Below are 21,031 nucleotides of genomic sequence, written 5' to 3' on the forward strand. Positions count from 1 at the left end.
CTCTCTCAATGTCGCCGTGGTCGAATTCATGCGTTGGCAACAAGGCGCTCAATCGCACGCTCCAAACGGGCCATACCTTCAGCAATGTCTGCCTCCGGCACCACCAGTGAAGGCGCCAGGCGAAGCACGTTAGGACCTGCAATCAGTGCCATTACGCCTTCTTCGATGGCCAGCGGCAGAATATCCTTGGCGCGGCCTTCATAGGCGTCCGACATCTGGGCACCTATCAACAGTCCCATGCCACGAATTTCTTTAAACACGCCATGCTTGCGATTAATGGTTTCCAACTGCTCACGGAACAGGTCGTGGCGCTTTTGAATGCCTTCCAGTACGTCTGGCGTATCGATAAATTCCAGCGCAGCCAACGCAATCGCGGAGCCCAAGGCATTACCGCCGTAGGTAGAACCATGGGTTCCAAACGCGAGGGATTTGGCGACGCTGTCAGTTGCCAGCATCGCGCCAACCGGGAAGCCGCCACCCAGCGACTTGGCACTGGTGAGAATATCGGGCGTTACGCCATAACGCTCATAGGCATACAACGTACCGCAACGGCCAACCCCGGTTTGCACTTCATCAAATACCAGCAGCGCATTGTGCTGATCGCACAGCTCGCGCAGGCCGTCTAGAAACTCGGGCGTCGCGGGCAAAATACCACCTTCACCCTGCATGGGTTCGACCATCACCGCACACGTGTCATCGCCCATTAGAGCGCGCACACTGTCAAGATCATTAAACTCAGCGTGCAAAATACCGCCAGGCACTGGACCAAACCCCTGGGAGTACTTGGGCTGACCACCCACGCTCACGGTAAACAGCGTGCGGCCATGGAAGGATTGGTTGAAGGAGATGATCTTGTCTTTCTTTTCGCCGTAATGGTCTACCGCGTAACGGCGCGCCAGCTTCAGTGCGGCCTCGTTGGCTTCACCGCCAGAAGAGCACAAGTACACCTTGTCAGCGAAGGTCCGTTCAACCAACTTTTTAGCCAGCTTAAGCGCGGGTTCATTGGTATAGATATTGGAGAGATGCCAAAGTTTTTCCCCCTGCTCTTTTAAGGCATTCACCAACACGGGATGGCAATGACCCAGCGAGTTCACCGCGATACCGCCCGCAAAATCAATATATTCACGCCCCTGCTGATCCCACAAGCGGCTGCCTTCTCCGCGCACCGGAATAATCTGCTGCGGCGCATAGTTGGGAGTCATGTAGTGATCAAAATCCTGCCGGGTTGGGGTCGTGCTCATGGGTCAGTCCCTCTCGTTGAGTCAATCAGTTATATCAGTATACGGGGCGAGCAAGCTCACCCGCTTTCAGTAATGTGACGGTAAATTATGTAATGCTGCCCATATTTCAGATTATTTCTGAAGGGAGGTCTCTGGTGCTAATGCGTTACTGCAGGTTTTGCGACGTGGGCGTGCATCAGCTCAAACGCTCTTCCCGTGGGGTTAATCCAAAATGATTGCGGTAAGCCGTTGAGAAATGAGCCGCCGAGGAAAACCCCGTCGCAAACGCGATATCGCCTACCGAGCGATCACTTTCACGCAACTGTTTACGGGCATCCTGCAAACGCAAATTGAGGTAATAGCGGCTAGGCACCGCCTGAAGATATTTTTTAAACAGGCGCTCCAACTGGCGGCGGGAAATGCCTAAATGCTCAGCCAGCTCCAGGGTCGAAAGCGGCTCTTCTATGTTGGCTTCCATCAGCGTCACAGCGTCTACCAGGCTCTGCGGGGCGTGACCCAAGCGGTGGCGCAGCGGCACATGTTGGCGCTCATCGGCCATGCGAATTCGCTCACACATAAAGTGCTCTGACACCTGTTCAACCAGATGATTGTTCTGCTGTTGGCGCACCAGCGTCAGCATCATGTCCATGGCCGCCGTACCGCTGGCACAAGTGATCCGGTTGCGGTCGATCTCAAAAAGCTGTTGCGACAGCGCCACCTGAGGATACGCTTGGGAAAAGGCTGCAAAACGTTGCCAAGGTAAGGTCGCTCGATAGCCTTCCAGCAATCCCGTGCGGGCCAACACCTCAGCCCCTCCCGCCAATCCGCCCAGCATCGTTCGGCTTGGCTGGTGGCGCAGCCACTCCATTAGTTTGGCCGGTAACGCATAGGGCAGAGGCGAAGGCGCGCAGATAAGCACCATGTCCAGATGAGGCGGTGCCCCTTCCAGGGTGTAGTCAGCATGACAGGATAATTGAGCGCTGCTTCGCACCGGCTGCTCATCGGTACTGAGCGTAAACACCTGATAGAGCACCTGGCCGCTAAGCTGATTAGCCATCAGCAGCGGCTCGACGGCACTGGCATGTGAGAGCATGGAAAAGCCAGGCAGCAGTAATACCCCAATGCGCTGGCGCGCAAGTGTTAACGGGGGAGACAAAGAGCTGAGCTGCATGCCAAAACGCCATCAGTAAATGAAACGTCATCTTACCCAATTGTGACGTTTTGGGCAGTGCCTGATAGCACCCAATAGAAAAAGGCATCGCCGTACGCTGGGCTGAGGCTATGAAGATAAAGCGCTGAGGCCTGAGAGACCGTAGCGATCCTACTCTTTAAAACGGTCTTGAGGCCCGTTCTGGGAAAACGTCTTAGGGTCTGTCTGAAAAGTCGACGAGCGAAGACAAGACAAGGCAAAAATTGGCGAAAAAACGGAGTTTACATGTGTAAATGAGTATTTTGATCGGACTCGCGCACGAGCCAATTTTTAACGCCGTATTGTCGAGCGCAGACACCTTTCAGACAGAGCCCAGGAAACCATCGCAGTAACGTTCTGCTGAACGGCGTGATGCCTAACACGTGCTTGAAGCCAGGCACCCGCTTCACACTCTAAACATGGCGTATCAATCACACCCTGTACAGTTGCTTGTGGCAGCAGGGTGGCCCTGGCATGCGCTTTCAGCGTGCCTGAAACATGGCCATCAACGGTGACAAAACCACCTTCTATATAGGGTGCTACTTGCCCTGATGCATTCACCGTTAAAGAATGCTGCGACGCGACGACTCTGCCCTGCACGTTCCCTTTAACCAGCACGGGCTCGTTGGCGGTGATATCCCCCGTAATCGATGTGGCCGCCCCAATTCGGCTGCCCTCTTTTAACGGGGCCACCAGTGGTGTAACGGTGGCTTTAGGTGGTGACTGTTCAACAGCGATGTCAGAAACGAGAGAGACAGCAGGCGACGGTTGAGGCACGTCACCTGAAGAGTATGAGCCTTCAGCGCGCTGCCTTGCCTTACGGCGCCTGCCATCCCATACAATCAGTGTCATTGCGCTAACACCAATAAGAATAAACCATGCTTGAATACCCATACACCGGTCCCGCCACTGTCAATATTTTGCCCAGACTAAGGTTATATGCGATTTATTTTTATGGCGGCGCGAATAACCTCCCCCACTCGGCTTAATTCTGAGCTTTATCCAGCCGTTAAGCAGATTAAAGTATTCAATGACTTTTTATGCTCAACGCGTGCGTCTTAAAAGCGCCAGGCCGACATTTACCAGGAGTTAACGATGTTTAATAAAGCCAAGAATGCAACTGCCGAGCAAAAAACGACGCCGCCCAGCTCACCAGACTCAAGTGACACGCTTCTAACGGGCACGCCAACCAGCAGCAATGCGCGCCCCAGCACCTCCATTATCGGTAGCCATACGCAAGTAGAAGGCGACATCAATAGTGATGAGGATTTGACCGTAAAAGGGCGTGTTAGCGGCACTATCACCTGCAAACAGCACACCGTCACATTAGGCGCAAATAGCTATTTTAAAGGCGATGTGTTTGCTCATACCTTGCACGTATCCGGCGAAGTAGAAGGTAATTTAATCGCTTTACACCGCGCAACGATCCACAAGGGCGCCCAAGTGACTGGCAACATCGTATCGCCCTGCCTTGTGCTTGAAGATGGCAGCGTTTTCCACGGCAGCATTGATATGAGCGCCGACAATGAAATGCTAAAAAACAGCTTTAATGACGCGCCCACCCATACCAAAAAGCTACCGGCGAAAGGTAATGCATCAGGTGTTAGTACGCGAGCGACCACCAAAGAGTCATCTGCTGATAAAGAGACCAGCCTTGCAGAGCAGGAAGAGGTAAAAGCCTAAGTATCGAAACCCACAGTCGCACCTGGCTAGCGCTGATCGTATTTGAGGGCCGAAGTGATGGGCATAGCGATACATCGTATTGATGGACAGAGCCATCAATAGAAAAAGGGCAAGGCGCGAACGCCCTGCCCTTCCTGTCAGCATCTAAGCCGCTTATCGATCAAATCGCTTATTGGTTTTGATTCTGCTTCGCTTCGGATAGCGTCATATCGCTATCGACCTGCGTATAATTATCCTCGACATAATCCTCTGAGGACGCTTCAATCTCGTCACTGCCATACGTGGTATTCATGATGAGCTGTTCATCCTGGAACTCCACTTCATCCATCGGCAAAGCGATTTCTGTCGCGCCGAAGCCCCAGATACCACCGACTGAGATAATGGCAAACAGGTCACCAGAGTCGTTGTGCTGAGCGATATGTTGAATATCACCGATCTCTTCGCCATCCTGGTTAATGACGGCCATACCTTCCAGCTCGCTAACCGGGTGAGACATCAATGAATTATTGCCATCCTGGTCGTTACAATTATCCTGGGCAGCCTGCTGGCGTTCTTGATCGTCATCGCTATTAACGTCGACCTGTGCATCATCGGCTTGCTCGACGTTAACGTCAGGCTCGCCACCCTGCTCAACAGTAACGTTAGGCTCAGCGTCTTCAACGGTAACGTTGGGCTCGGGCTGTTCAATCGTCACGTTGGGTTCAGGCTGCTCGACCGTCACGTCCGGCTCTGACTGCTCTACTCGAATATTGGGAGAGTCTTGTTCAACTTTTACTTCAGCAGGCTCCTGGTCGACTTCAACGTCCATCGTTTCGTCGCCATTAGGCTGAGACTGAGCACGGCTGTCAGTTTCTGTGCCTTGTGGCTGCGTTTGCGCCGTAGCATCTTGCTGCTGCGTCATTTGATCGGCATTGTCAGTGTCGTTCTGGTTAGCGTCTTGAGCCAGAGCGCCGCCTGAAAGTCCTGCACAAATCGCACCAATAGCAATGGCTAGTGTTGTCCGTTTCATAATATTGCTCCTTGTGTTGGCTTGCACTTAAAAAGCTAGTAGACCTAAGCGCCTAAGAGCAAAGCTAACGATGAATTATAATAAAAATTAACACGTATATTATCACCGCTTACTTAGTAAAACTCGTCAAGAAACAATGGTGAGGTTTTATACTATTCAACCGTGGTCTGGTCGGCATCCTCATCTTTCAAAACTTCCAAGCGGTTACCACCTTGTTCATTCTGCGTATCGTCGCTGTCTATATCGGCCTGGTCAGGCATATCCAGGTCGTCGCTTTCGGAACTCTGTTGAGGCCCTTGGGTACCGGTTTCACGCTCGGTATCATCCTGTTCCTGGTTACGGGGAGTGTCCGTACTTTGCTGCTGTCCGGCTGTTGAGTTGTCCTGCTGCTGGGTCATCTGACCGTCGCTCTGTGATGCATCATTTTCATTGGCCAACACGGCTGCTGAAATGCTCGTAAAGATAGCACCGATAGCAATGGCTACTATTGTCCGGTTCATATGATGTCCTCCTTGGATGAGTCACTCTTCAAACGTTAGCCAACGGAGGAAAAAAGTAACAATAAAAAACCATCTTTCTTAAAACTTGTATGAAAGTTAATAACGATCTTAATAATCGTTTAACGACCAAAAAAACGCCTTGCCTCATTATACAAGGCAAGGCGAACTCATGAACAAAGTGTTATGGCCTTTCAGGCATTAGATGGCCATTCTCATGACAGTATCTTAATCAGGATGCTGCTGGGCCTGCGTTACGGTCATACTGTTATCTATCTGGCTGAAATTGTCTTCGTCATACTGTTCTGCCGTCGCTTCTATCTCTTCACTACCGTAGGTGGTGTTGGTAACCAGTTGGTCGTCCTTCATCTCAATTTCATCTAATGGCAGCGCCACTTCATCGGCACCGATTCCCCATACGCCACCAATGGAAATAACCGCATACAGTTCGCCAGACTCTTTATGCTCAACGATCCGGTCAATACCGCCAATTTCTTCATCCTGCATGTTGACCACTGTCATGCCTTCGATATCACTTATTTGGCGAGACATTAGGTCGTTCGGATCATCACTCTCCTCCTGGTCAACATCCGAGGAAGACGCCGCGTTGCCACCTGTCATAGCGGCGGGCTGCTCATCCTGAGCGTCGTCCTGCTCATCGACCGCCTCTTCCTGTTGTTCCAGCGCACCTTCTGATTGACCATTCTCTTGCTGGTTATCCTCAGCAAACACGCCACTGGACATTCCAGTGCAAAGAGCTGCAATTGCAATCGCTAATGTAGTCCGTTTCATGCTGTCTCTCCTTGAGTGCCACACTCTTACAAGTTAGTTGAGCGAATTGAAAATCACCAATACCCGCCAGTTGCGGGATAATCGCTGCCTGTTTATCCAATCAGTTTCATGACATCGTTTGTGCATGGCATCTTCTGACCCGCAGCTGAAACGACTCTGTTACGAAACGTCTTTGCCTGCGTTGGGATCAGACGCATCGTAATCCTGAGTATCATCAGGCGCTGAACCAGGTTCGTGGGCAGTTTCGGCTTCAAAGCGGCGCGCTGCCTCAATTGCTTGCGGCTCAGTGTCGTGGCGGGATATTTCTTGAGGGGCATCAGGCTCGGTAACATCGACAACGCGCCAACCCGATACGATGATCGCGTCGCCCTTATCTTCGCTAACTGGCTCCACTCGTGCGGTACGGGTCATATTTCCTCCATGGTAAAAGCGAGTAACACTCTGCTTTTAACCATGGCAGAACCTTCAAGGACTTGCGTATCCAGCAGTAAACATTTAACAGTGATTGATTTTGCGCCTGCCGCTAGCGGACTTTACGCGTCAAACGCAAATTGCCGGGCACAAAGGCCCGGCAATTCGTTAAATCGGTAAGCAAGTCGCTTACCGATTTAACGGTTTATAAATTAACCACATCGAACGCAACGTTAGGGTTCACGTCAGCGTCGTAATCAACATCATCACGCTCAAAGCCGAACAGTTTTAAGAATTCATGCTTATAGCCAGCGTAATCAGTGATATCAAACAGATTCTCGGTAGTCACTTCCGGCCACAGATCCTGGCAAGCCTGTTGGATATCGTCGCGCAGCTCCCAATCATCCAGACGCAGACGGCCTTTATCATCAGTGGCCATATCACCGCTCTGACCTGCAGCATAGAGCCGTTCACCGAAGAGTCGATTGAGCTGATCAATGGTGCCTTCGTGTACGCCCTGCTCTTTCATGATGCGATACACCATGGCGATATACAGCGGCATCACCGGAATAGCTGCACTGGCCTGGGTAACAACAGATTTGAGTACCGCGACATTAGCGCCGCCGCCGCTAGTTTTAAGCTTGTCATCAATCGCCGTGGCCGCGCGATCCAAGTCTTCCTTGGCTTTACCCAAGGCGCCGTGCCAGTAAATCGGCCAGGTAATTTCCGTACCGATATAGCTAAACGCCACGCTGCGTGCGCCTTTGGCCAATACGCCCGCCTGGTCCAGTGCGTCCATCCACAATTCCCAATCTTCGCCACCCATCACGGTGATGGTATCGTCGATTTCCTGCTGGGTGGCAGGCTCCACTTCTGCCTCGATAATCCGGTCTTTATTGGTATCAATAGCCGTAGCGCGGTAGGTCTCACCGATCGGCTTCAGGCTTGAGCGCTTGAGTTCACCGCTATCCGGCAGCTTACGCACGGGGGATGCCAGTGAGTACACCACCAGGTCGATTTCGCCCATATCCTGTTTGATCAGTTCAATGGCTTTTTCACGCGCTTCGTTAGAGAAGGCGTCGCCATTGATAGACTTACTGTAAAGGCCTTCCTGCTTGGCAAACTTGTCAAACGCTGCGCTGTTGTACCATCCCGCCGTACCGGTTTTGGTTTCACTGCTGGGCTTTTCAAAAAACACGCCCAGCGTATCAGCACCGTAACCAAAGGCAGCGGTAATCCGAGCAGCCAAGCCGTAACCGCTGGAAGCCCCGATCACCAACACTTTTTTGGGGCCGGCGCTTTTATCCAAACCACGCGCGCGGGTTGCTTCAATCTGCTCGAGCACGTTTTGCTCGCAGCCTTTAGGGTGAGTAGTCGTGCAGATAAAGCCGCGTACTTTGGGTTTAATAATCACATCGAACCTCACTATCGGATTGATTTCATTATCAGCATGACAATGCTGTAAGCATGGCGGCTATTTTAGCTTGCCAGGCGGGCGCTGTCCGCTCTTGAGCTTATTTGCCTTTCACGGCAGGATAGTGCCCCTTCTTTTAAATGCCTGCGAGGCCATCATGAACGCACAGCAACTAGTCGACGAGCGCGGCGACCTTTGGCTTGCCTTGGCCCCCTTATGGCTAGACCGCGAACCCAGCGAACGGGATTACGCCCGCATGGTCGAGGTCATTAACCAGTACGACATGCCGCTGATGGAGCTTGAGTGGATGTTTCGCCTGGAGCTAGCCCCGGTGATGTCGCGCCATCAACTTTCGATTGCCAGCGAATGGCGAAAATTTGATGACCATAAGCTGATGCAACAGCTAGTGAGTCATAACCTGCGCTTAAAGGGGTGGCGGCGCAAAGGCTGGGCGCTTTTTTCCGGGCTAACCACCATGATGGTACGCCACCGCTGGGTCGAGCTTATGAACCGCGTTAAGGTTGCCCGTGGAGAGCATTAAGCCGCCGTCAACACTCTGATTCGTTGATGGCCAATGACCTATTCACGATCCAGCGCCGCTTCCAATGCCAAGCGTAAGGGTTGCCCATGATCTCGCGGGCCAAAACGGGCAATGACCCTGCCATCGCGCCCAACCAGAAACTTGGTGAAATTCCACTTAATGGCTTGGGTACCCAAAACCCCGGGCGCCTGTTGTTTCAGCATGACAAATAGCGGGTGTGCGTGGTTGCCATTAACACTGATTTTTTCCATCAGAGGGAAGCTTATCCCGTACGTTTGCTCACCAAACGCACAAAATGCTTCGGCACTTTCTGGCGACTGACGGCCAAACTGGTTGCAGGGAAACCCCAGCACGGTGAAGCCGCGGTCACGATAACGCTGGTATAACGCCTCAAGCTCTTTTAATTGCGGCGTAAATCCGCACTGGCTGGCCACATTAACTACCAACAGCACTTGCCCACGCAGCGCGCGTAAATTAAACGGCTGCCCTTGGTGGGTGTAACAGTCTTGATCGTAAATCGTCATTATTAAGCCTTACACCTTCCAGGCGATATAAACACTACCTTGCCACGGCTACAGGGATGGCACCAGCGCCTTATATCGATTATTGCCAAGCACAACGGCCTATTAACCTATGGTAATGGGCCCCATGACAACGCGCAGCGCCAGCGCAATCAGTAGCACGCCGGTTAATCGATTTATCCAGTGCGCATGGCGCTGCAACCAAGGCAGTACCCGCGAATGCGACAAGCCGACCGCCACCAGCACGTACCAACCACCATCAATAAGCATAGCGGTTAGTACGACGATCATCTTTGCCATACTACTCATATCAGGAGTAACAAACTGGCTCAGCAACGCTACAAAAAAGATAATCAGCTTGGGATTACCCAGCGCCACGAGCATCCCCTCTTTGGCCGCCTGACGGCGAGTGGTTACCACCCCCTGTTGACTCATCACCCCCGCCCTGCCAGCCCGTAACGCCTTGATGCCTAACCAGGCTAAATAGGCGGCGCCCGCCCAGGTAATCAGTTGAAAAACGTCAGGCGAACGAGTAACTAACGCGCCCAGCCCCCAGACAGTCAAAAGCGCATAAAACCCGACGCCAGCCGCATGAAATAAAGCAGCGGTAATACCTGGCAACCGCCCACCGCCCAACGTGTGTTTTAAAACCAGAGCGAGGCTGGGCCCGGGCGACATAGCCCCCATGGCGCAGATAGCCGCGAGTGACAACCAGAGTGAAAACGGCATTTTTTCCTCTTTGTACTTGTTAATGAATCGTCGTCTACATGCGCCAATGCCGTTACCGGCTGAGTTGCTTGCTGTATAACGTCGTCTCTCTTAAATAACGCTGTTAGCATGGTACGCTGTTGGGTAAAATTTGCCCCTTTTTCGATGAAAATGACGCCTGCTGTCAAAACAGGCGTGGCACGGCTAATAAAGGACTCCGATATGGGTAGGGCGTTTCAAAACCGTAAAGAATCGATGGCTAAAACGGCCGACGCAAAAACCAAGGTTTATAGCAAATACGGGCGTGAAATTTATGTCGTTGCAAAAGCAGGCGGCTCAGACCCGAACGGTAACCTTGCCCTGCGCGGTTTAATAGAGCGTGCGAAAAGAGATCAGGTTCCCTCGCACGTTATTGATAAAGCGCTAGACAAGGCCAGCGGCGCAGGTGGCGAAGACTTCTCTCCAGCACGCTACGAAGGCTTTGGCCCCGGTAACGCCATGGTGATTGTCGACTGCTTAACCGATAACCCTAACCGCACCTTTGGCGATGTACGCGGTTGCTTTACCAAAACGAAAAGCAAGATTGGCACCCCCGGCAGCGTTAGCCACATGTTCGATCACTGCGCGATTTTTGCGTTTGTCGGCCAGGAAGAAGAGGCGGTGCTTGAAGCGCTGATGGAAGCCGATGTTGATGTGACCGACATTGAGCAGGAAGAAGCGCGTATTACGGTTTATGCGCCACACACCGAATATTCTAAAGCCAAGCAAGCCCTGCTGAATGCGTTCGGTGAGCTCGATTTTGAAATTGATGAGATTCAGTTTCTGCCGCAAAACACCACGCCGCTCGAAGGCGATGACGTGGCGCTATTTGAAAAATTTGTGGGCATGCTCACCGATCTGGACGATGTACAAAACGTCTTCCACAGCGCTGAGTTGCCAGAAGAGACAGCGTAAATAGCACGATCGGTACGTTTAAAGTGGCCGTCAGCGTATTGCTGACGGCCAGCGCAGCATTTGGTGACAACAGCGCAGGCTTAATACCGGCATCGCTCAGCACCTGCTTCCCCCGCACGGTTAGATCGGTAATAAACCAAAACTGCTGCCACACCCAACAGCCCCGACAGTACACCGCTAAACGCTGTCGCTCTTTATGGACAAGCGCTTGATGAGGAGGCGCCATCAAACAACGAACGCCCTGAGGTTTACGGTCGATACACTAAACAAGAACAAGGTTAGTATTTTGAGGATAAATCACTGCGGAGCTATTCGAACTTATCGACTAAAATGACATCTTCAGAGATAACCATTATCCGCAACCATTTCATGTTACGCAGGAGGCGACCATGAGTATTGTTCATGTTAGCGAGGCAGAGCTCTACGCCAAGCTTGAAAAATGTATGTCGGGAGAGCGCGTTCTCATTGACCAGGCTGGCAACCGGTTTAGCGCGCGCATTCAGCTCGCCCGTAAAATGGATGCAACGGTCATTCCCGAAAAACAGCTACACAAAAGTCACGATGATCCTGATGAAGTGGATAGCATCACCGTGCCTTATGAGCATATCTGGGAGCTTGAAATTAAGGGCGTGGTGTATAGCCGTTTAGCAGAATAATCGCATCGTTCTACCAGCACCCCCTTACGGGCAGTGCTGGTAAAGATCGCAAGCGAAGGCCTTTAGAACGTTAAACAAATTTTTCCTAAATGCTTGCCCGCCTCCTGGTAGCGAAAGGCATCCGCAATCTCGGCTAATTCAAACTCTCGATCAATAATGGGGCGCATATCGTTAGCTTCAATAGCCTTGATCATCTCTATCTGATGGCGGCGACTGCCCACAATCAGGCCCTGCAAACGCGCCTGTTTTGCCATTAGCTTCGCGGTTGGAATGTCTCCCTGGCGGCCAGTCAGCACACCAATCAATGAGATATGCCCACCAATTTTGATCGCTTCGATAGATTGCGGCAGCGTTCCAGGTCCGCCTACTTCGACAATATGATCAACACCTTGCCCATCCGTCAGTTCATTAACCTGCTTGCCCCATTCAGGGGTTTCCTTGTAGTTAATCGTATGGGTAGCGCCCAATTCACGTAACCGCTCACGTTTCGCGTTGGAAGACGACGTCGCGATAACGTGGGCGCCCATCATGCGTGCAAACTGCAGCGCAAATATGGATACACCGCCAGAGCCCAGCACCAATACCGTATCGCCTGCTTTTAAGCCGCCATCCACCACAAGCGCACGCCATGCCGTTAACCCTGCAGTAGTGAGCGTTGCCGACTCAGCATGGCTATACCCCTTCGGCTGATGGGTAAACCACTGCGCAGGGCGAACCACCTGTTCACAGGCGTAGCCATCGACACCATCGCCAGGCGTCGTCGTAAAATCCGCAACGCGTGCAGGGCCTTCCAGCCAGTGAGGGAAGAATGTCGATACTACGCGATCACCCACTGAAAACTCGGATACTCCCTCACCTACCTCTTCAACAATACCCGCTCCATCCGACATGGGAATACGGCCGTCAGTGGTCGGCATTTTGCCCGCCACTACGCCGTAATCATGAAAATTCAGCGAGCTTGCATGAATGCGTACGCGAACCTCACCCGCTGCAGGTGCGCCAGGTGCCGTGGCATCCTGCACATTAAGTTTATCCAGCCCACCTGGGGCTTGTAGCGTTACCACTTGCATTGTCGATCTCCCGGTTTAGCTGTCGTCTGGAACACGTTAGCAGAGGATCAGAAAATTCACATATCAACCCCAAGAAAGCCGCCCGACTGGCGCTTCCATAGCCCGGCATAAATACCGTCTTGAGCGAGCAATTCCGTATGCGTGCCGCTTTCTACAATACGCCCCTGCTCAACCACGATCAGCCGATCAAGCATTGCGATGGTGGAAAGACGGTGGGCAATGGCAATAACCGTTTTGCCTTCCATTAACGTATCCAACTGCTCTTGAATGGCGGCTTCCACTTCAGAGTCCAGCGCCGACGTGGCTTCATCCAATACCAAAATAGGCGCGTTTTTCAACAGCACGCGCGCGATGGCAATACGTTGGCGCTGGCCACCCGACAGCTTAACGCCGCGCTCGCCCACATGTGCGTCCAACCCACGACGCCCCTGAGGATCCACCAGGTCGTTAATGAACGCATCCGCATGGGCGCGGCATACGGCGGCCCATACTGCCTCATCGTCTGCCTGTGGGGTGCCGTAGCGAATGTTATCGCGCAGCGAACGGTGCAAAAGCGAGGTATCCTGGGTCACCATGCCAATCTGGTGACGCAATGAGGTTTGCGTGACCTGAGCGATGTCCTGATCATCGATAAGAATGCGCCCGCCCTGAACATCATAAAAACGCAGCAGCAGGTTAGCGAGGGTCGATTTACCCGCGCCTGAACGACCAATCAGGCCAATTTTCTCACCGGGGGCGATTGTCAGATTCAGTCCATCAAACACGGTTCGGCTTTCGCCTTTGGCCTGCTCATAGCCAAAACGCAGCGCGTCAAAATGAATTTTACCCGCCGGTACATGGAGGGCTGGCGCATTGGGCACATCACTGATGGTCGGTTCGCGGGCGATAGTGTTCATGCCATCCTGTACCGTACCAATATTTTCAAACAAGCCCGCCACTTCCCATAAAATCCAGTCAGACATAAAGCGGATCCGCATCACCAGCGCAATCGCGATGGTTAATACGCCTAGCGAAATGGCATCGTAATACCAGGTGCTAATCGCCATACCTGCCGTGCCTACCAGCAGCGCGGTATTTAGCAGCGTCAGGCAGACACTCATAATGGTGACCAAACGCATCTGCTGATGCACGGTTTCCATGAATCCTTCCATGGCATCGCGTGCATAGCGCTGCTCACGCTCGGTATCCGCAAATAGCTTTATGGTTTGAATATTGCTGTAGCTGTCGACCACGCGCCCGGTCATCTGCGCGCGGGCGTCGGCCTGCGCCATGGACACATCACGCAGCCGAGGAACAAAAAAGCGCATGATGGCCAAATACCCAATGAGCCAAAGCCCCAAAGGGAGCAATAGCCATAAATCGGCCCGCCCCAACAAAATCGCCGCACCGGTAAAATACACAATCGCGTAGACCAAAAGGCCCATCACCTTAGTGACCGTTTCGCGGATCGCCAAGGCGGTTTGCATCACTTTTTGGGATACCCGCCCGGCAAACTCGTCCTGATAAAAAGCCAGGCTTTGGTTAAGCATATGACGATGCGAGAGCCAACGGCCAATCATCGGATAATTACCGAAGATGCTTTGATGAGTAATCAACGATTGAGCCAGCACCAACAGCGGCAGCCCCACAAGCATCAACACACCGACCCCGGTCAACCAAAGCCCATTCGCAGCCCAAAAGCCTTCACGCTCTACATTGCCCAGCCAATCAATCAGTTGCCCCATGTAGTTAAAGAAAAGCACCTCCGCGGATGACACCAGCGCAGTAAACAGCGTCATGGCAATCAGCAACGGCAATACCGGGCGCGAGAAGTGCTTGATGAAGGGCAATAGGCCTTTAGGCGGTGTTTGAACATCCTCCATGGGGTAAGGATCTACGCGCGTTTCAAAGTAACGAAATAGCGGCTGCAGCATACGAGAAAACATGAACGTTCCTTACGTTACTTATCGATCATTAGTAGGGTTAGATGCCTGATGCCGTAAAAGCCAGCGAGCCCAAAATGGCGCAAAGACCATCAACGTCACCATGCGAAGAAGGTGGTGAAATGCGACAAATACCGGATCAATATTAAGCGCCACCGCCAAAATGGCCATCTCGCCAACCCCGCCGGGTGCCAGCGCCAGCAGGGCTACATCACGGCCAACGCCCACAAACTGATGAATCAACTCAGCAAACAGGGCCAACACCATAAGCGCCAACAGCGTGGCAATGCCTGACTGCCATAAATAGCGCCCCCATAACCGTCGCGTCATGCCTTTAAAGCGAGAACCGATTGCGCTGCCCAATACCCAAAGCATCAGGTTCATCCCCCAGTCAGGCAACCGAAGACTTGCAATATCAAACCCTGAAAGCAGTGCAGCGGTAAGCAACGGTACCAATAAGGCGGGGGTAGGAAAGCGTAGCCAGCGCCCGAGCGGCAGTAGCAGAGGGATAAGCAACAGCATCCAGGCATGTTCAAACTCATTTGCCCGCAACGCCATGTCACCGTCCCCGCCCTCGTAGGCCCAAAAAAGAGGAGGTAACACTAAAATCACCAAAATCACGCGAATCGACTGGGCAATAGCAATACGCTGAGGGTCGCCGCCACATTTGTCGCCCAGAATAATCATCGCGGTCATGGCGCCGGGAGCGGCGGCAAACCAGGCGCTGACGGAATCAAACCCACAGCGCCGATACCAGGCCGAGGCCGCCACCGTAGAGGCGCTAATGCCCGCTAACAACAGCACGGCTGATATTGGCCAATCGACCACCCGCTGAGCGAGTTCCGGTGTTACCTGGCTGCCTAACACCAACCCCATAACAGCGAGAAAAACATTACGCAGTCGCTCCGGCACTACAACGTTAACGCCCCGAGAGGAAACCAGCAAATTGGCAACCAGAGGGCCAAGCATCCAGGCAAGCGGTAAACCGGTAAGTTGGAAAATCGTGCCGCCTATCGCGCCAACGATGAGCGACGTTAACAGCCCTTTTGCACTTCTTGTACTTACAACACCTTTCACACCAGCCCTCGCTACCGAAATCTGCGCTAGCGGGTTAATTTATTAACCCGCTAAATATAACGATAGTTTATCACTGACCAGGCTATACAAGGACACCAATAGCAAGGAAGCCGACGCTGCTTGCAGGATTGCCAGCGCTAACGCGGTGAAGACTGACGTGTATCAGGCAGGCAGCAACGCTACGCTGGCTATCAAAATAGCTCCGCTGCCTTGGAATATAAGCGCTTACTCTATCGAAAAAGCAGGCGCTTTCTTTTGAGGGAAGGAGCGTAATGTCTGCTGATTCCAGGTCTCAAAGTGGTCGTGCATAGCTTGGCGTGCCAACTCGCGATCACGGGTTTTAACAGCATCAACAAGCGCGATATGCGTCTCGTTGGTTTTCTTTTGTGCGCCCTTTGACTGCCTGGCAAGAACCCTGCGCTGATGAAGTACTTTTTTAAGCACCGATGACAGTCCTTGAAAAATAATCAACACAGCGGGATTTTTGGCCATAATCGCCAACAGCTCATGAAACTCGTAATCCGCCTGAATACCTTCAAGTACATCGGTGGAATTAACGATCTTGCTGCAGAGCCTTTCAAGCTGCTCTAGCTCATGGGCTTGATGGTTGACCGCGGCTGCCTGGACAATCTCTTTTTCAAACATTTCCCGGGCAGTTTCAAGATGATCAACAGAGATATAATTAAGTTTTAGCGCCAGCTCAAAGTAGAGCTGAATAAACACCGGCTCCGGCATTTTGAGAAAGGTGCCACTGCCCTGCTTGCGCTCAATGAACCCAAGGCTATGCAATACTGAAAGTACATTTCGTACCGATGAGCGGTGCATATCAAAGTGCTCACAGAGCGCTCTTTCTGGCGGGATCTTTAACCGGCCATCCCGGGAAAGTTCGGAGACAGAAACAAACTCCTTAAGCCTATCCAAAAGATTCGGATCCATTTGGCTCATAGCGTCATCCAAGTGCTACCCCTATACCGTATTTTAAGCATAAGGGTAGCTTATCATAGTCAATGAATGTGCATACCGCCGTTCACATCCAGGGTTGTCCCTGTCATGTAGCTTGAGAGATCGCTTGCCAGGAAAAGGAAAGCGTTGGCAACATCGGCAGGCCCACCCAAGCGAGCTAGCGGAATACCTTCCAGAATTTTAGCCTTCATTTGATCATCAAGTTTGCCAGCAGTAATGTCGGTGGCAATCAAGCCAGGCGTTACGGAGTTAACGCGAATGCCAGATGCACCGAGCTCGCGCGCCATGGCTTTGCCAAGCCCCAGCATACCGGCTTTGGCCGCACTATAATGTGGGCCACCGAAGATACCTCCGCCTCGCTGTGCAGAAACCGATGATGTATTGATGATAGACCCAGCTCCGCTCTGTTTCATGTGCGGCACGACAGCTTGCGACATATACATCATGCCACGCAGGTTAACGTCCAAAATACGGTCGTAATCTTCTGGCGTAATCTCTTCAAACTTAACCGGCTGAGTGATACCAGCGTTATTGACCAACACATCAATTCTGCCAAACCTTTCCATCACGGCTTTCGCTAGGCTGAAGCAGTCATCACGGCTTACCACGTTACCTGTTACGACCATCGAGCGGTCAGCATCAAACTCGCTGCGTACCTTCTCGCAGGCTGCCTCATTGATGTCGGAAATAACAATGGAAGCACCGTGCTCGTAGAAGAGACGCGCCGTTCTAAGGCCAATGCCTTTTTCACCTGCAGCACCAGTCACGATACATACTTTACCTTTAAGCAGCATGACGTTTTCCTTTTATTAATATTGGGTAAGTAAAGCCAGCTCCTCAAGGGAGCGTAAAATCTGCGATTCGATTCTATCGAGCGGCAGTGGTTGTTCATCGCGCCACGGCTGAGCGCCAGCATCGCGATGCAGTCGAAATGGAAGCTCCAGAGAGAACGGCTTGTCTTGGTCAAGCAGCACAGCAGCGAGTGCTTTGTCGTCTGTATCACCTTCGCCAAATGAAACAAAATCAAACCCATCACTGCGTCGAGCACAGGGCTTGAGATGAAAGTGATCGGCGATAGGCATGGCCGCTCGGGCATCAACAAGGGCATTCTGCCCAGGGCAGTGTGAGAGCAAATTCCCCATATCGTAGTTAATACCGAAGGCCTCATCACCCAACCGTTCAAGTAACGCCAACGCATCCGCCGAGCTATCGAACACGTTGGGCACCCCGTTACCGGGGTTTTCAAGCAAAATACGCACACCATACTCACGCGCTATGGCGGCCAGTGTAGCGGCCTGCTTAAAGAACGTGCTTTCATGCTCACACGTGGCCGCGTTAGTAATGACAAAACTCGCGCCTAGCGAAGCCGCAAAACGGCAGCGCGCTTCGAGCCTGGCAGCCGCGTTTTCAAGCCCAAGATCAATATGGCCTGAGAAGTAATGACACTGCTGACCATAGCGGCGCATTTCGTTTTTCAAATCGTTGGCAAATGACTCGGTAAAGTCGCTATCAGTAAACGCCTCTACGTACCCATCGATAAACGCGAATTCGACATTTGTCACCCCGCACCACGCAAGCGAAGGCAGGATCACATCGAACCCATAGCCATCGTAGGCAGCGGTACTGACGGATATAAAACTCGTTGCCATGGGTCGCCTCATCCCTTGCCGTTGAGCAGTCGGTAGGTGCGGATGACCTGGCTATCATCAAGCTTGCCCTCCCCCCGCTCGGAGCTTGCCACGAACATCTGCCGGGCGGCTTCCGCCAGCGGCGTGAACGCTTTGGCGCCCTTGGCGGAGTCGCAGACAATGCCCATGTCCTTACAGAAGATATCGACGACGCTGGTAACCTCGCCGGGTTCGGCAATCATGCGTGGGCCGCGGTCGCCCAGCATCCAGCTCGAAGCGGCCGAGCCCTGCACCATCGAAAGCATGACCGACGCCTCGATGCCGCTCTTTTCAGCAAGCGACAGCGCCTCGGCGGCCGCGGCAATATGCACGCCGCACAGCAGCTGATTGACGGCTTTCATGGCCGCCCCCTGGCCCGGCGTGGGCCCGGCGACGAACACCGCCTTTCCCATCACATCAAACGCTTTCGAGCATCGGCCAAGAGCTTCCTCGCTGCCAGCGGCCATGATGGTCAATTGGCCGGCTTGGGCGCCCACCACGCCACCGGACACCGGCGCGTCGACGTAGTGAAGGTCTGGACGCACCGCCGCCACTTCGCTGGCGATACCAGCGGCGTCGTCCGGCGCGATGGTCGACATCTGCACGATGCAGGCGCCCTCTTTCAGCGAACTAATCACGCTCGAAGCTTCGTCATCCGTTGGGTTACCAAACAGCACGGCGCGTACCTGCTCGGCGTTTACCACCATGATGAAAAGCGCCTCACTTTCGCTCAAGTGGCGGTGCTTCGTCTCATCTGTCGTGGTCTGGCCGTTGAAGACGGTTTCCACCTGCTCGAAGGCATCGACCCCCAACACGCTGAAACCGGCGTTTTTCAAGTTCGTGGCCATGGGGCGCCCCATGGCGCCGAGTCCTGCAAAAGCAATGTTATGCATGCCAAACCTCAGTAGATGATCAGTGCCGGTATATAAGAGACCAGCAACAGCACGATAATGGCCACCAGATAGAACGGAGCGAGCTCCTTGACGACCGCGCCGATGCGCTCACGGGCAATCGCCGCTGAGACGAACAGCGTAGTGCCGATGGGCGGTGTAAACAGACCGATACTCAGATTCACGCACATCATGATGCCAAGCTGCACCAGATCCAGGCCGATCGCGTTGGCAATGGAAACGAGCGTGGGTCCCAGTAGCAGGATCGCAGCGGGTAGATCCAAGAACATGCCGATTAACAGCAGGAGCAAATTGATCGCCAAAATGATCAGAATCGGGTGTTGAAGATACTCGACGGCCCACTGGGCCACGGCTTGCGGCACACCACCCGAGGTCAAGATATAGGCGATGATATTGGCCGCCGCGATTATTAGCATCACGATACCGGTGGTGATCACCGTATTGGCCAGTGCGGCCATCACCCGCTCGCCGGTCAAGTCGCGATAGATGATACCGCTGACCATCAGCGCGTAAGCCACAGCGATAATGCTGACCTCGGTGGGCGTGGCAATACCGGCTCTTAGCAGTACGACAATAAAAACAGGCATCAACAGTGCAGGTAGTGCGGTAAACAGCGTGCTGCGCATCTCGGCACGCGTGTGCTTGAGCTTAAGACGAGGAAACCCACGGCGCTTGCCCACAAAATAACAAGCCAGCATCATACCGGCCGCCAGCATCAGGGCGGGAATCACAGCGGCAATAAACAATGAGGCAATCGAGCTGTTGGACACCGTGGCAAACAGAATCAGTGGAATCGACGGAGGCATTAGCCCGGCGATGACCGAGGAAGCCGAGGTGACCGCTGCGCCGAACGCACCGGGGTAGCCTTCGCGTTTCTGCCAAGGAATGAGCATTGAACCCAGCGCCGAAGCTTCCGCTACGGACGAGCCGGATACCCCGCCGAACACCGTCGAACCAACTACGCTGACTTGGCCCAGCCCGCCAGGATACTTGCCCACCAGCATCGAAGCCAACCCGACCAGTTTCTGGCCGAGTTTGCCCGACATCATCAGGCTACCGGACAGAATGAAGAAAGGAATCGCCAGAAGTGGGAAGCTCTGCGTTGGTTGAAAAATCTTCATCAGCGCCATACTGGAAGGCATGGGCCCGAAGACCGACAATGCCGCCCAACCGCTAATGACTAGCGAATACCCCACGGGCATTGCCATCAGCAAGAAAAGAACAAACGCCACTAGCATTTGAACTGTCATATTCCTTCCTCCCCGTGCGATACCTGCGGGTCGGACTGCTCCTCACCGCCCACCAGAACCAATGCACTATTGATCAGCGAGACAAGCGCGAGCCCTGCAAACCCAGCAACCACCGACCAATACGCCCAAGACATGCCAAGACGCGTAATGGGAAAGCGCTGTCCGCCTGCAATCTCCACCACATTCAAGCCGTGATAAGCCATAGTGCTGAAGGCCACCAGCGCGATCACATTCACAGTGAGTGTCACAACTTTCCGGGGTAGCCTTGGTAGCTTCTCCACCACCAGCTCAATCCCGATATGCTCGTTTCTAGCCGCAGCCGCCACAATGGCGCCCATCGTTAACCAAGGAAAGAACAGGTTGGGAATTTCCGTCGCCCAGCCAAGGTTTGTCGAGAAAAGATAGCGAACGACCACCCCAGAGAGCAGGGACACGAAAATGGTCACGATCGAAATGATCGCCAACCACTTGGATACTTGATAAATCAAGTTCTTCGAGCCGATTAACAGCGAAGCCGGTAAGCCGGCTTCGCTGTTGCGGCTCTCGTCTGAGAGCGTCATGAAAAACCCCTCCGGT

Annotated in this window: 23 protein-coding genes; 4 read left to right on the top strand and 19 right to left on the bottom strand. The window is 53.1% G+C overall.

All coding sequences use genetic code 11. The annotated features are described in order from the left end of the window. Window positions 1-26: 26 nt before the first annotated feature. From INT20_RS08255 to INT20_RS08265, 3 genes are all read right to left on the bottom strand, one after another. Window positions 27-1,241, bottom strand: a complete 1,215-nt coding sequence (locus INT20_RS08255; RefSeq protein ID WP_193054781.1) for an aspartate aminotransferase family protein — start codon at window positions 1,239-1,241, stop codon at window positions 27-29. A gap of 175 nt (window positions 1,242-1,416) precedes the next feature. Then, window positions 1,417-2,391 carry a GlxA family transcriptional regulator gene (locus tag INT20_RS08260; RefSeq protein WP_193054780.1) on the bottom strand — a complete coding sequence of 325 codons (975 nt, stop codon included), beginning with the start codon at window positions 2,389-2,391 and terminating at the stop codon, window positions 1,417-1,419. Between the two features lie 309 nt (window positions 2,392-2,700). After that, window positions 2,701-3,303: a bactofilin family protein gene (locus INT20_RS08265; RefSeq protein WP_193054779.1), complete on the bottom strand. Its 603-nt coding sequence runs from the start codon at window positions 3,301-3,303 to the stop codon at window positions 2,701-2,703. Between the two features lie 201 nt (window positions 3,304-3,504). Here INT20_RS08265 and INT20_RS08270 point away from each other — a divergent pair, with 201 nt between their 5' ends. Further along, a complete protein-coding gene (locus INT20_RS08270; RefSeq protein ID WP_193054778.1) occupies window positions 3,505-4,092 on the top strand; it encodes a bactofilin family protein in 588 nt (195 codons plus the stop codon). 169 nt (window positions 4,093-4,261) lie between these two features. Here the strand turns inward: INT20_RS08270 and INT20_RS08275 are convergent, their stop codons facing one another. From INT20_RS08275 to fabV, 5 genes are all read right to left on the bottom strand, one after another. Beyond that, window positions 4,262-5,101 carry a PRC-barrel domain-containing protein gene (locus INT20_RS08275; RefSeq protein WP_193056780.1) on the bottom strand — a complete coding sequence of 280 codons (840 nt, stop codon included), beginning with the start codon at window positions 5,099-5,101 and terminating at the stop codon, window positions 4,262-4,264. A 152-nt stretch (window positions 5,102-5,253) separates the two neighbouring features. Next, on the bottom strand, window positions 5,254-5,601 hold the full coding sequence (locus INT20_RS08280; protein ID WP_193054776.1) for a hypothetical protein: 348 nt from the start codon (window positions 5,599-5,601) through the stop codon (window positions 5,254-5,256). Window positions 5,602-5,826: 225 nt separating this feature from the next. Then, a complete protein-coding gene (locus INT20_RS08285) occupies window positions 5,827-6,390 on the bottom strand; it encodes a PRC-barrel domain-containing protein (RefSeq protein ID WP_193054775.1) in 564 nt (187 codons plus the stop codon). A 159-nt stretch (window positions 6,391-6,549) separates the two neighbouring features. Beyond that, a complete protein-coding gene (locus tag INT20_RS08290; protein ID WP_193054774.1) occupies window positions 6,550-6,801 on the bottom strand; it encodes a hypothetical protein in 252 nt (83 codons plus the stop codon). Window positions 6,802-7,006: 205 nt separating this feature from the next. Next, the gene (gene fabV / locus INT20_RS08295; RefSeq protein WP_193054773.1) at window positions 7,007-8,215 is read right to left on the bottom strand and encodes an enoyl-ACP reductase FabV; all 1,209 of its coding nucleotides are present in this window, start codon (window positions 8,213-8,215) and stop codon (window positions 7,007-7,009) included. Window positions 8,216-8,372: 157 nt separating this feature from the next. Here fabV and INT20_RS08300 point away from each other — a divergent pair, with 157 nt between their 5' ends. Continuing rightward, entirely contained in the window at window positions 8,373-8,756 is a 384-nt protein-coding gene (locus INT20_RS08300) for a DUF7079 family protein (protein WP_087106394.1), read from the top strand. Window positions 8,757-8,794: 38 nt separating this feature from the next. On the opposite strand, the gene INT20_RS08305 is transcribed toward INT20_RS08300, so the two are convergent. Together INT20_RS08305 and INT20_RS08310 are read right to left on the bottom strand one after the other, a co-directional pair. After that, window positions 8,795-9,280, bottom strand: coding sequence for a glutathione peroxidase (locus tag INT20_RS08305; RefSeq protein ID WP_087106396.1), 486 nt, complete (start codon window positions 9,278-9,280; stop codon window positions 8,795-8,797). Between the two features lie 102 nt (window positions 9,281-9,382). Next, window positions 9,383-10,006: a LysE family translocator gene (locus tag INT20_RS08310; protein WP_192528522.1), complete on the bottom strand. Its 624-nt coding sequence runs from the start codon at window positions 10,004-10,006 to the stop codon at window positions 9,383-9,385. A gap of 201 nt (window positions 10,007-10,207) precedes the next feature. On the opposite strand from INT20_RS08310, the gene INT20_RS08315 reads away from it, so the two are divergent. Both INT20_RS08315 and INT20_RS08320 read left to right on the top strand, forming a co-directional pair. Next, on the top strand, window positions 10,208-10,939 hold the full coding sequence (locus INT20_RS08315) for a YebC/PmpR family DNA-binding transcriptional regulator (RefSeq protein WP_087106400.1): 732 nt from the start codon (window positions 10,208-10,210) through the stop codon (window positions 10,937-10,939). 389 nt (window positions 10,940-11,328) lie between these two features. Then, window positions 11,329-11,595, top strand: coding sequence for a hypothetical protein (locus tag INT20_RS08320; RefSeq protein WP_087106403.1), 267 nt, complete (start codon window positions 11,329-11,331; stop codon window positions 11,593-11,595). Window positions 11,596-11,657: 62 nt separating this feature from the next. Here INT20_RS08320 and INT20_RS08325 read toward each other — a convergent pair whose 3' ends face one another. From INT20_RS08325 to INT20_RS08365, 9 genes are all read right to left on the bottom strand, one after another. Beyond that, window positions 11,658-12,665: a zinc-dependent alcohol dehydrogenase family protein gene (locus INT20_RS08325; protein ID WP_192528521.1), complete on the bottom strand. Its 1,008-nt coding sequence runs from the start codon at window positions 12,663-12,665 to the stop codon at window positions 11,658-11,660. Window positions 12,666-12,721: 56 nt separating this feature from the next. Continuing rightward, window positions 12,722-14,590, bottom strand: coding sequence for an ABC transporter ATP-binding protein (locus tag INT20_RS08330; RefSeq protein ID WP_087106407.1), 1,869 nt, complete (start codon window positions 14,588-14,590; stop codon window positions 12,722-12,724). 18 nt (window positions 14,591-14,608) lie between these two features. Then, window positions 14,609-15,664, bottom strand: coding sequence for an AbrB family transcriptional regulator (locus tag INT20_RS08335; RefSeq protein WP_192528520.1), 1,056 nt, complete (start codon window positions 15,662-15,664; stop codon window positions 14,609-14,611). A 225-nt stretch (window positions 15,665-15,889) separates the two neighbouring features. After that, window positions 15,890-16,609, bottom strand: coding sequence for a FadR/GntR family transcriptional regulator (locus INT20_RS08340; protein ID WP_193054772.1), 720 nt, complete (start codon window positions 16,607-16,609; stop codon window positions 15,890-15,892). 59 nt (window positions 16,610-16,668) lie between these two features. After that, window positions 16,669-17,421, bottom strand: coding sequence for an SDR family NAD(P)-dependent oxidoreductase (locus tag INT20_RS08345; protein WP_193054771.1), 753 nt, complete (start codon window positions 17,419-17,421; stop codon window positions 16,669-16,671). A gap of 15 nt (window positions 17,422-17,436) precedes the next feature. Continuing rightward, the gene (locus tag INT20_RS08350) at window positions 17,437-18,276 is read right to left on the bottom strand and encodes a sugar phosphate isomerase/epimerase family protein (RefSeq protein WP_193054770.1); all 840 of its coding nucleotides are present in this window, start codon (window positions 18,274-18,276) and stop codon (window positions 17,437-17,439) included. 8 nt (window positions 18,277-18,284) lie between these two features. Then, complete coding sequence (locus INT20_RS08355) at window positions 18,285-19,187, bottom strand: NAD(P)-dependent oxidoreductase (protein ID WP_193054769.1); 903 nt, start codon at window positions 19,185-19,187, stop codon at window positions 18,285-18,287. Between the two features lie 8 nt (window positions 19,188-19,195). Next, entirely contained in the window at window positions 19,196-20,455 is a 1,260-nt protein-coding gene (locus INT20_RS08360; RefSeq protein WP_193054768.1) for a TRAP transporter large permease, read from the bottom strand. After that, window positions 20,452-21,015 carry a TRAP transporter small permease gene (locus tag INT20_RS08365; protein WP_193054767.1) on the bottom strand — a complete coding sequence of 188 codons (564 nt, stop codon included), beginning with the start codon at window positions 21,013-21,015 and terminating at the stop codon, window positions 20,452-20,454. The genes INT20_RS08360 and INT20_RS08365 overlap by 4 nt, the downstream gene beginning before the upstream one ends. Window positions 21,016-21,031 lie beyond the last annotated feature (16 nt).

The organism is Halomonas citrativorans, from assembly GCF_014898005.1.
In the GTDB taxonomy this organism is placed as follows: Bacteria; Pseudomonadota; Gammaproteobacteria; order Pseudomonadales; family Halomonadaceae; genus Vreelandella; species Vreelandella citrativorans.

Coding starts and splice junctions, on each gene's coding strand:
- INT20_RS08255 (WP_193054781.1), bottom strand. CDS start 1,241: ATGAGCACGACCCCAACCCGGCAGGATTTTGATCACTACATGACTCCC.
- INT20_RS08260 (WP_193054780.1), bottom strand. CDS start 2,391: ATGCAGCTCAGCTCTTTGTCTCCCCCGTTAACACTTGCGCGCCAGCGC.
- INT20_RS08265 (WP_193054779.1), bottom strand. CDS start 3,303: ATGGGTATTCAAGCATGGTTTATTCTTATTGGTGTTAGCGCAATGACA.
- INT20_RS08270 (WP_193054778.1), top strand. CDS start 3,505: ATGTTTAATAAAGCCAAGAATGCAACTGCCGAGCAAAAAACGACGCCG.
- INT20_RS08275 (WP_193056780.1), bottom strand. CDS start 5,101: ATGAAACGGACAACACTAGCCATTGCTATTGGTGCGATTTGTGCAGGA.
- INT20_RS08280 (WP_193054776.1), bottom strand. CDS start 5,601: ATGAACCGGACAATAGTAGCCATTGCTATCGGTGCTATCTTTACGAGC.
- INT20_RS08285 (WP_193054775.1), bottom strand. CDS start 6,390: ATGAAACGGACTACATTAGCGATTGCAATTGCAGCTCTTTGCACTGGA.
- INT20_RS08290 (WP_193054774.1), bottom strand. CDS start 6,801: ATGACCCGTACCGCACGAGTGGAGCCAGTTAGCGAAGATAAGGGCGAC.
- INT20_RS08300 (WP_087106394.1), top strand. CDS start 8,373: ATGAACGCACAGCAACTAGTCGACGAGCGCGGCGACCTTTGGCTTGCC.
- INT20_RS08305 (WP_087106396.1), bottom strand. CDS start 9,280: ATGACGATTTACGATCAAGACTGTTACACCCACCAAGGGCAGCCGTTT.
- INT20_RS08310 (WP_192528522.1), bottom strand. CDS start 10,006: ATGCCGTTTTCACTCTGGTTGTCACTCGCGGCTATCTGCGCCATGGGG.
- INT20_RS08315 (WP_087106400.1), top strand. CDS start 10,208: ATGGGTAGGGCGTTTCAAAACCGTAAAGAATCGATGGCTAAAACGGCC.
- INT20_RS08320 (WP_087106403.1), top strand. CDS start 11,329: ATGAGTATTGTTCATGTTAGCGAGGCAGAGCTCTACGCCAAGCTTGAA.
- INT20_RS08325 (WP_192528521.1), bottom strand. CDS start 12,665: ATGCAAGTGGTAACGCTACAAGCCCCAGGTGGGCTGGATAAACTTAAT.
- INT20_RS08330 (WP_087106407.1), bottom strand. CDS start 14,590: ATGTTTTCTCGTATGCTGCAGCCGCTATTTCGTTACTTTGAAACGCGC.
- INT20_RS08340 (WP_193054772.1), bottom strand. CDS start 16,609: ATGAGCCAAATGGATCCGAATCTTTTGGATAGGCTTAAGGAGTTTGTT.
- INT20_RS08345 (WP_193054771.1), bottom strand. CDS start 17,421: ATGCTGCTTAAAGGTAAAGTATGTATCGTGACTGGTGCTGCAGGTGAA.
- INT20_RS08350 (WP_193054770.1), bottom strand. CDS start 18,276: ATGGCAACGAGTTTTATATCCGTCAGTACCGCTGCCTACGATGGCTAT.
- INT20_RS08355 (WP_193054769.1), bottom strand. CDS start 19,187: ATGCATAACATTGCTTTTGCAGGACTCGGCGCCATGGGGCGCCCCATG.
- INT20_RS08360 (WP_193054768.1), bottom strand. CDS start 20,455: ATGACAGTTCAAATGCTAGTGGCGTTTGTTCTTTTCTTGCTGATGGCA.
- INT20_RS08365 (WP_193054767.1), bottom strand. CDS start 21,015: ATGACGCTCTCAGACGAGAGCCGCAACAGCGAAGCCGGCTTACCGGCT.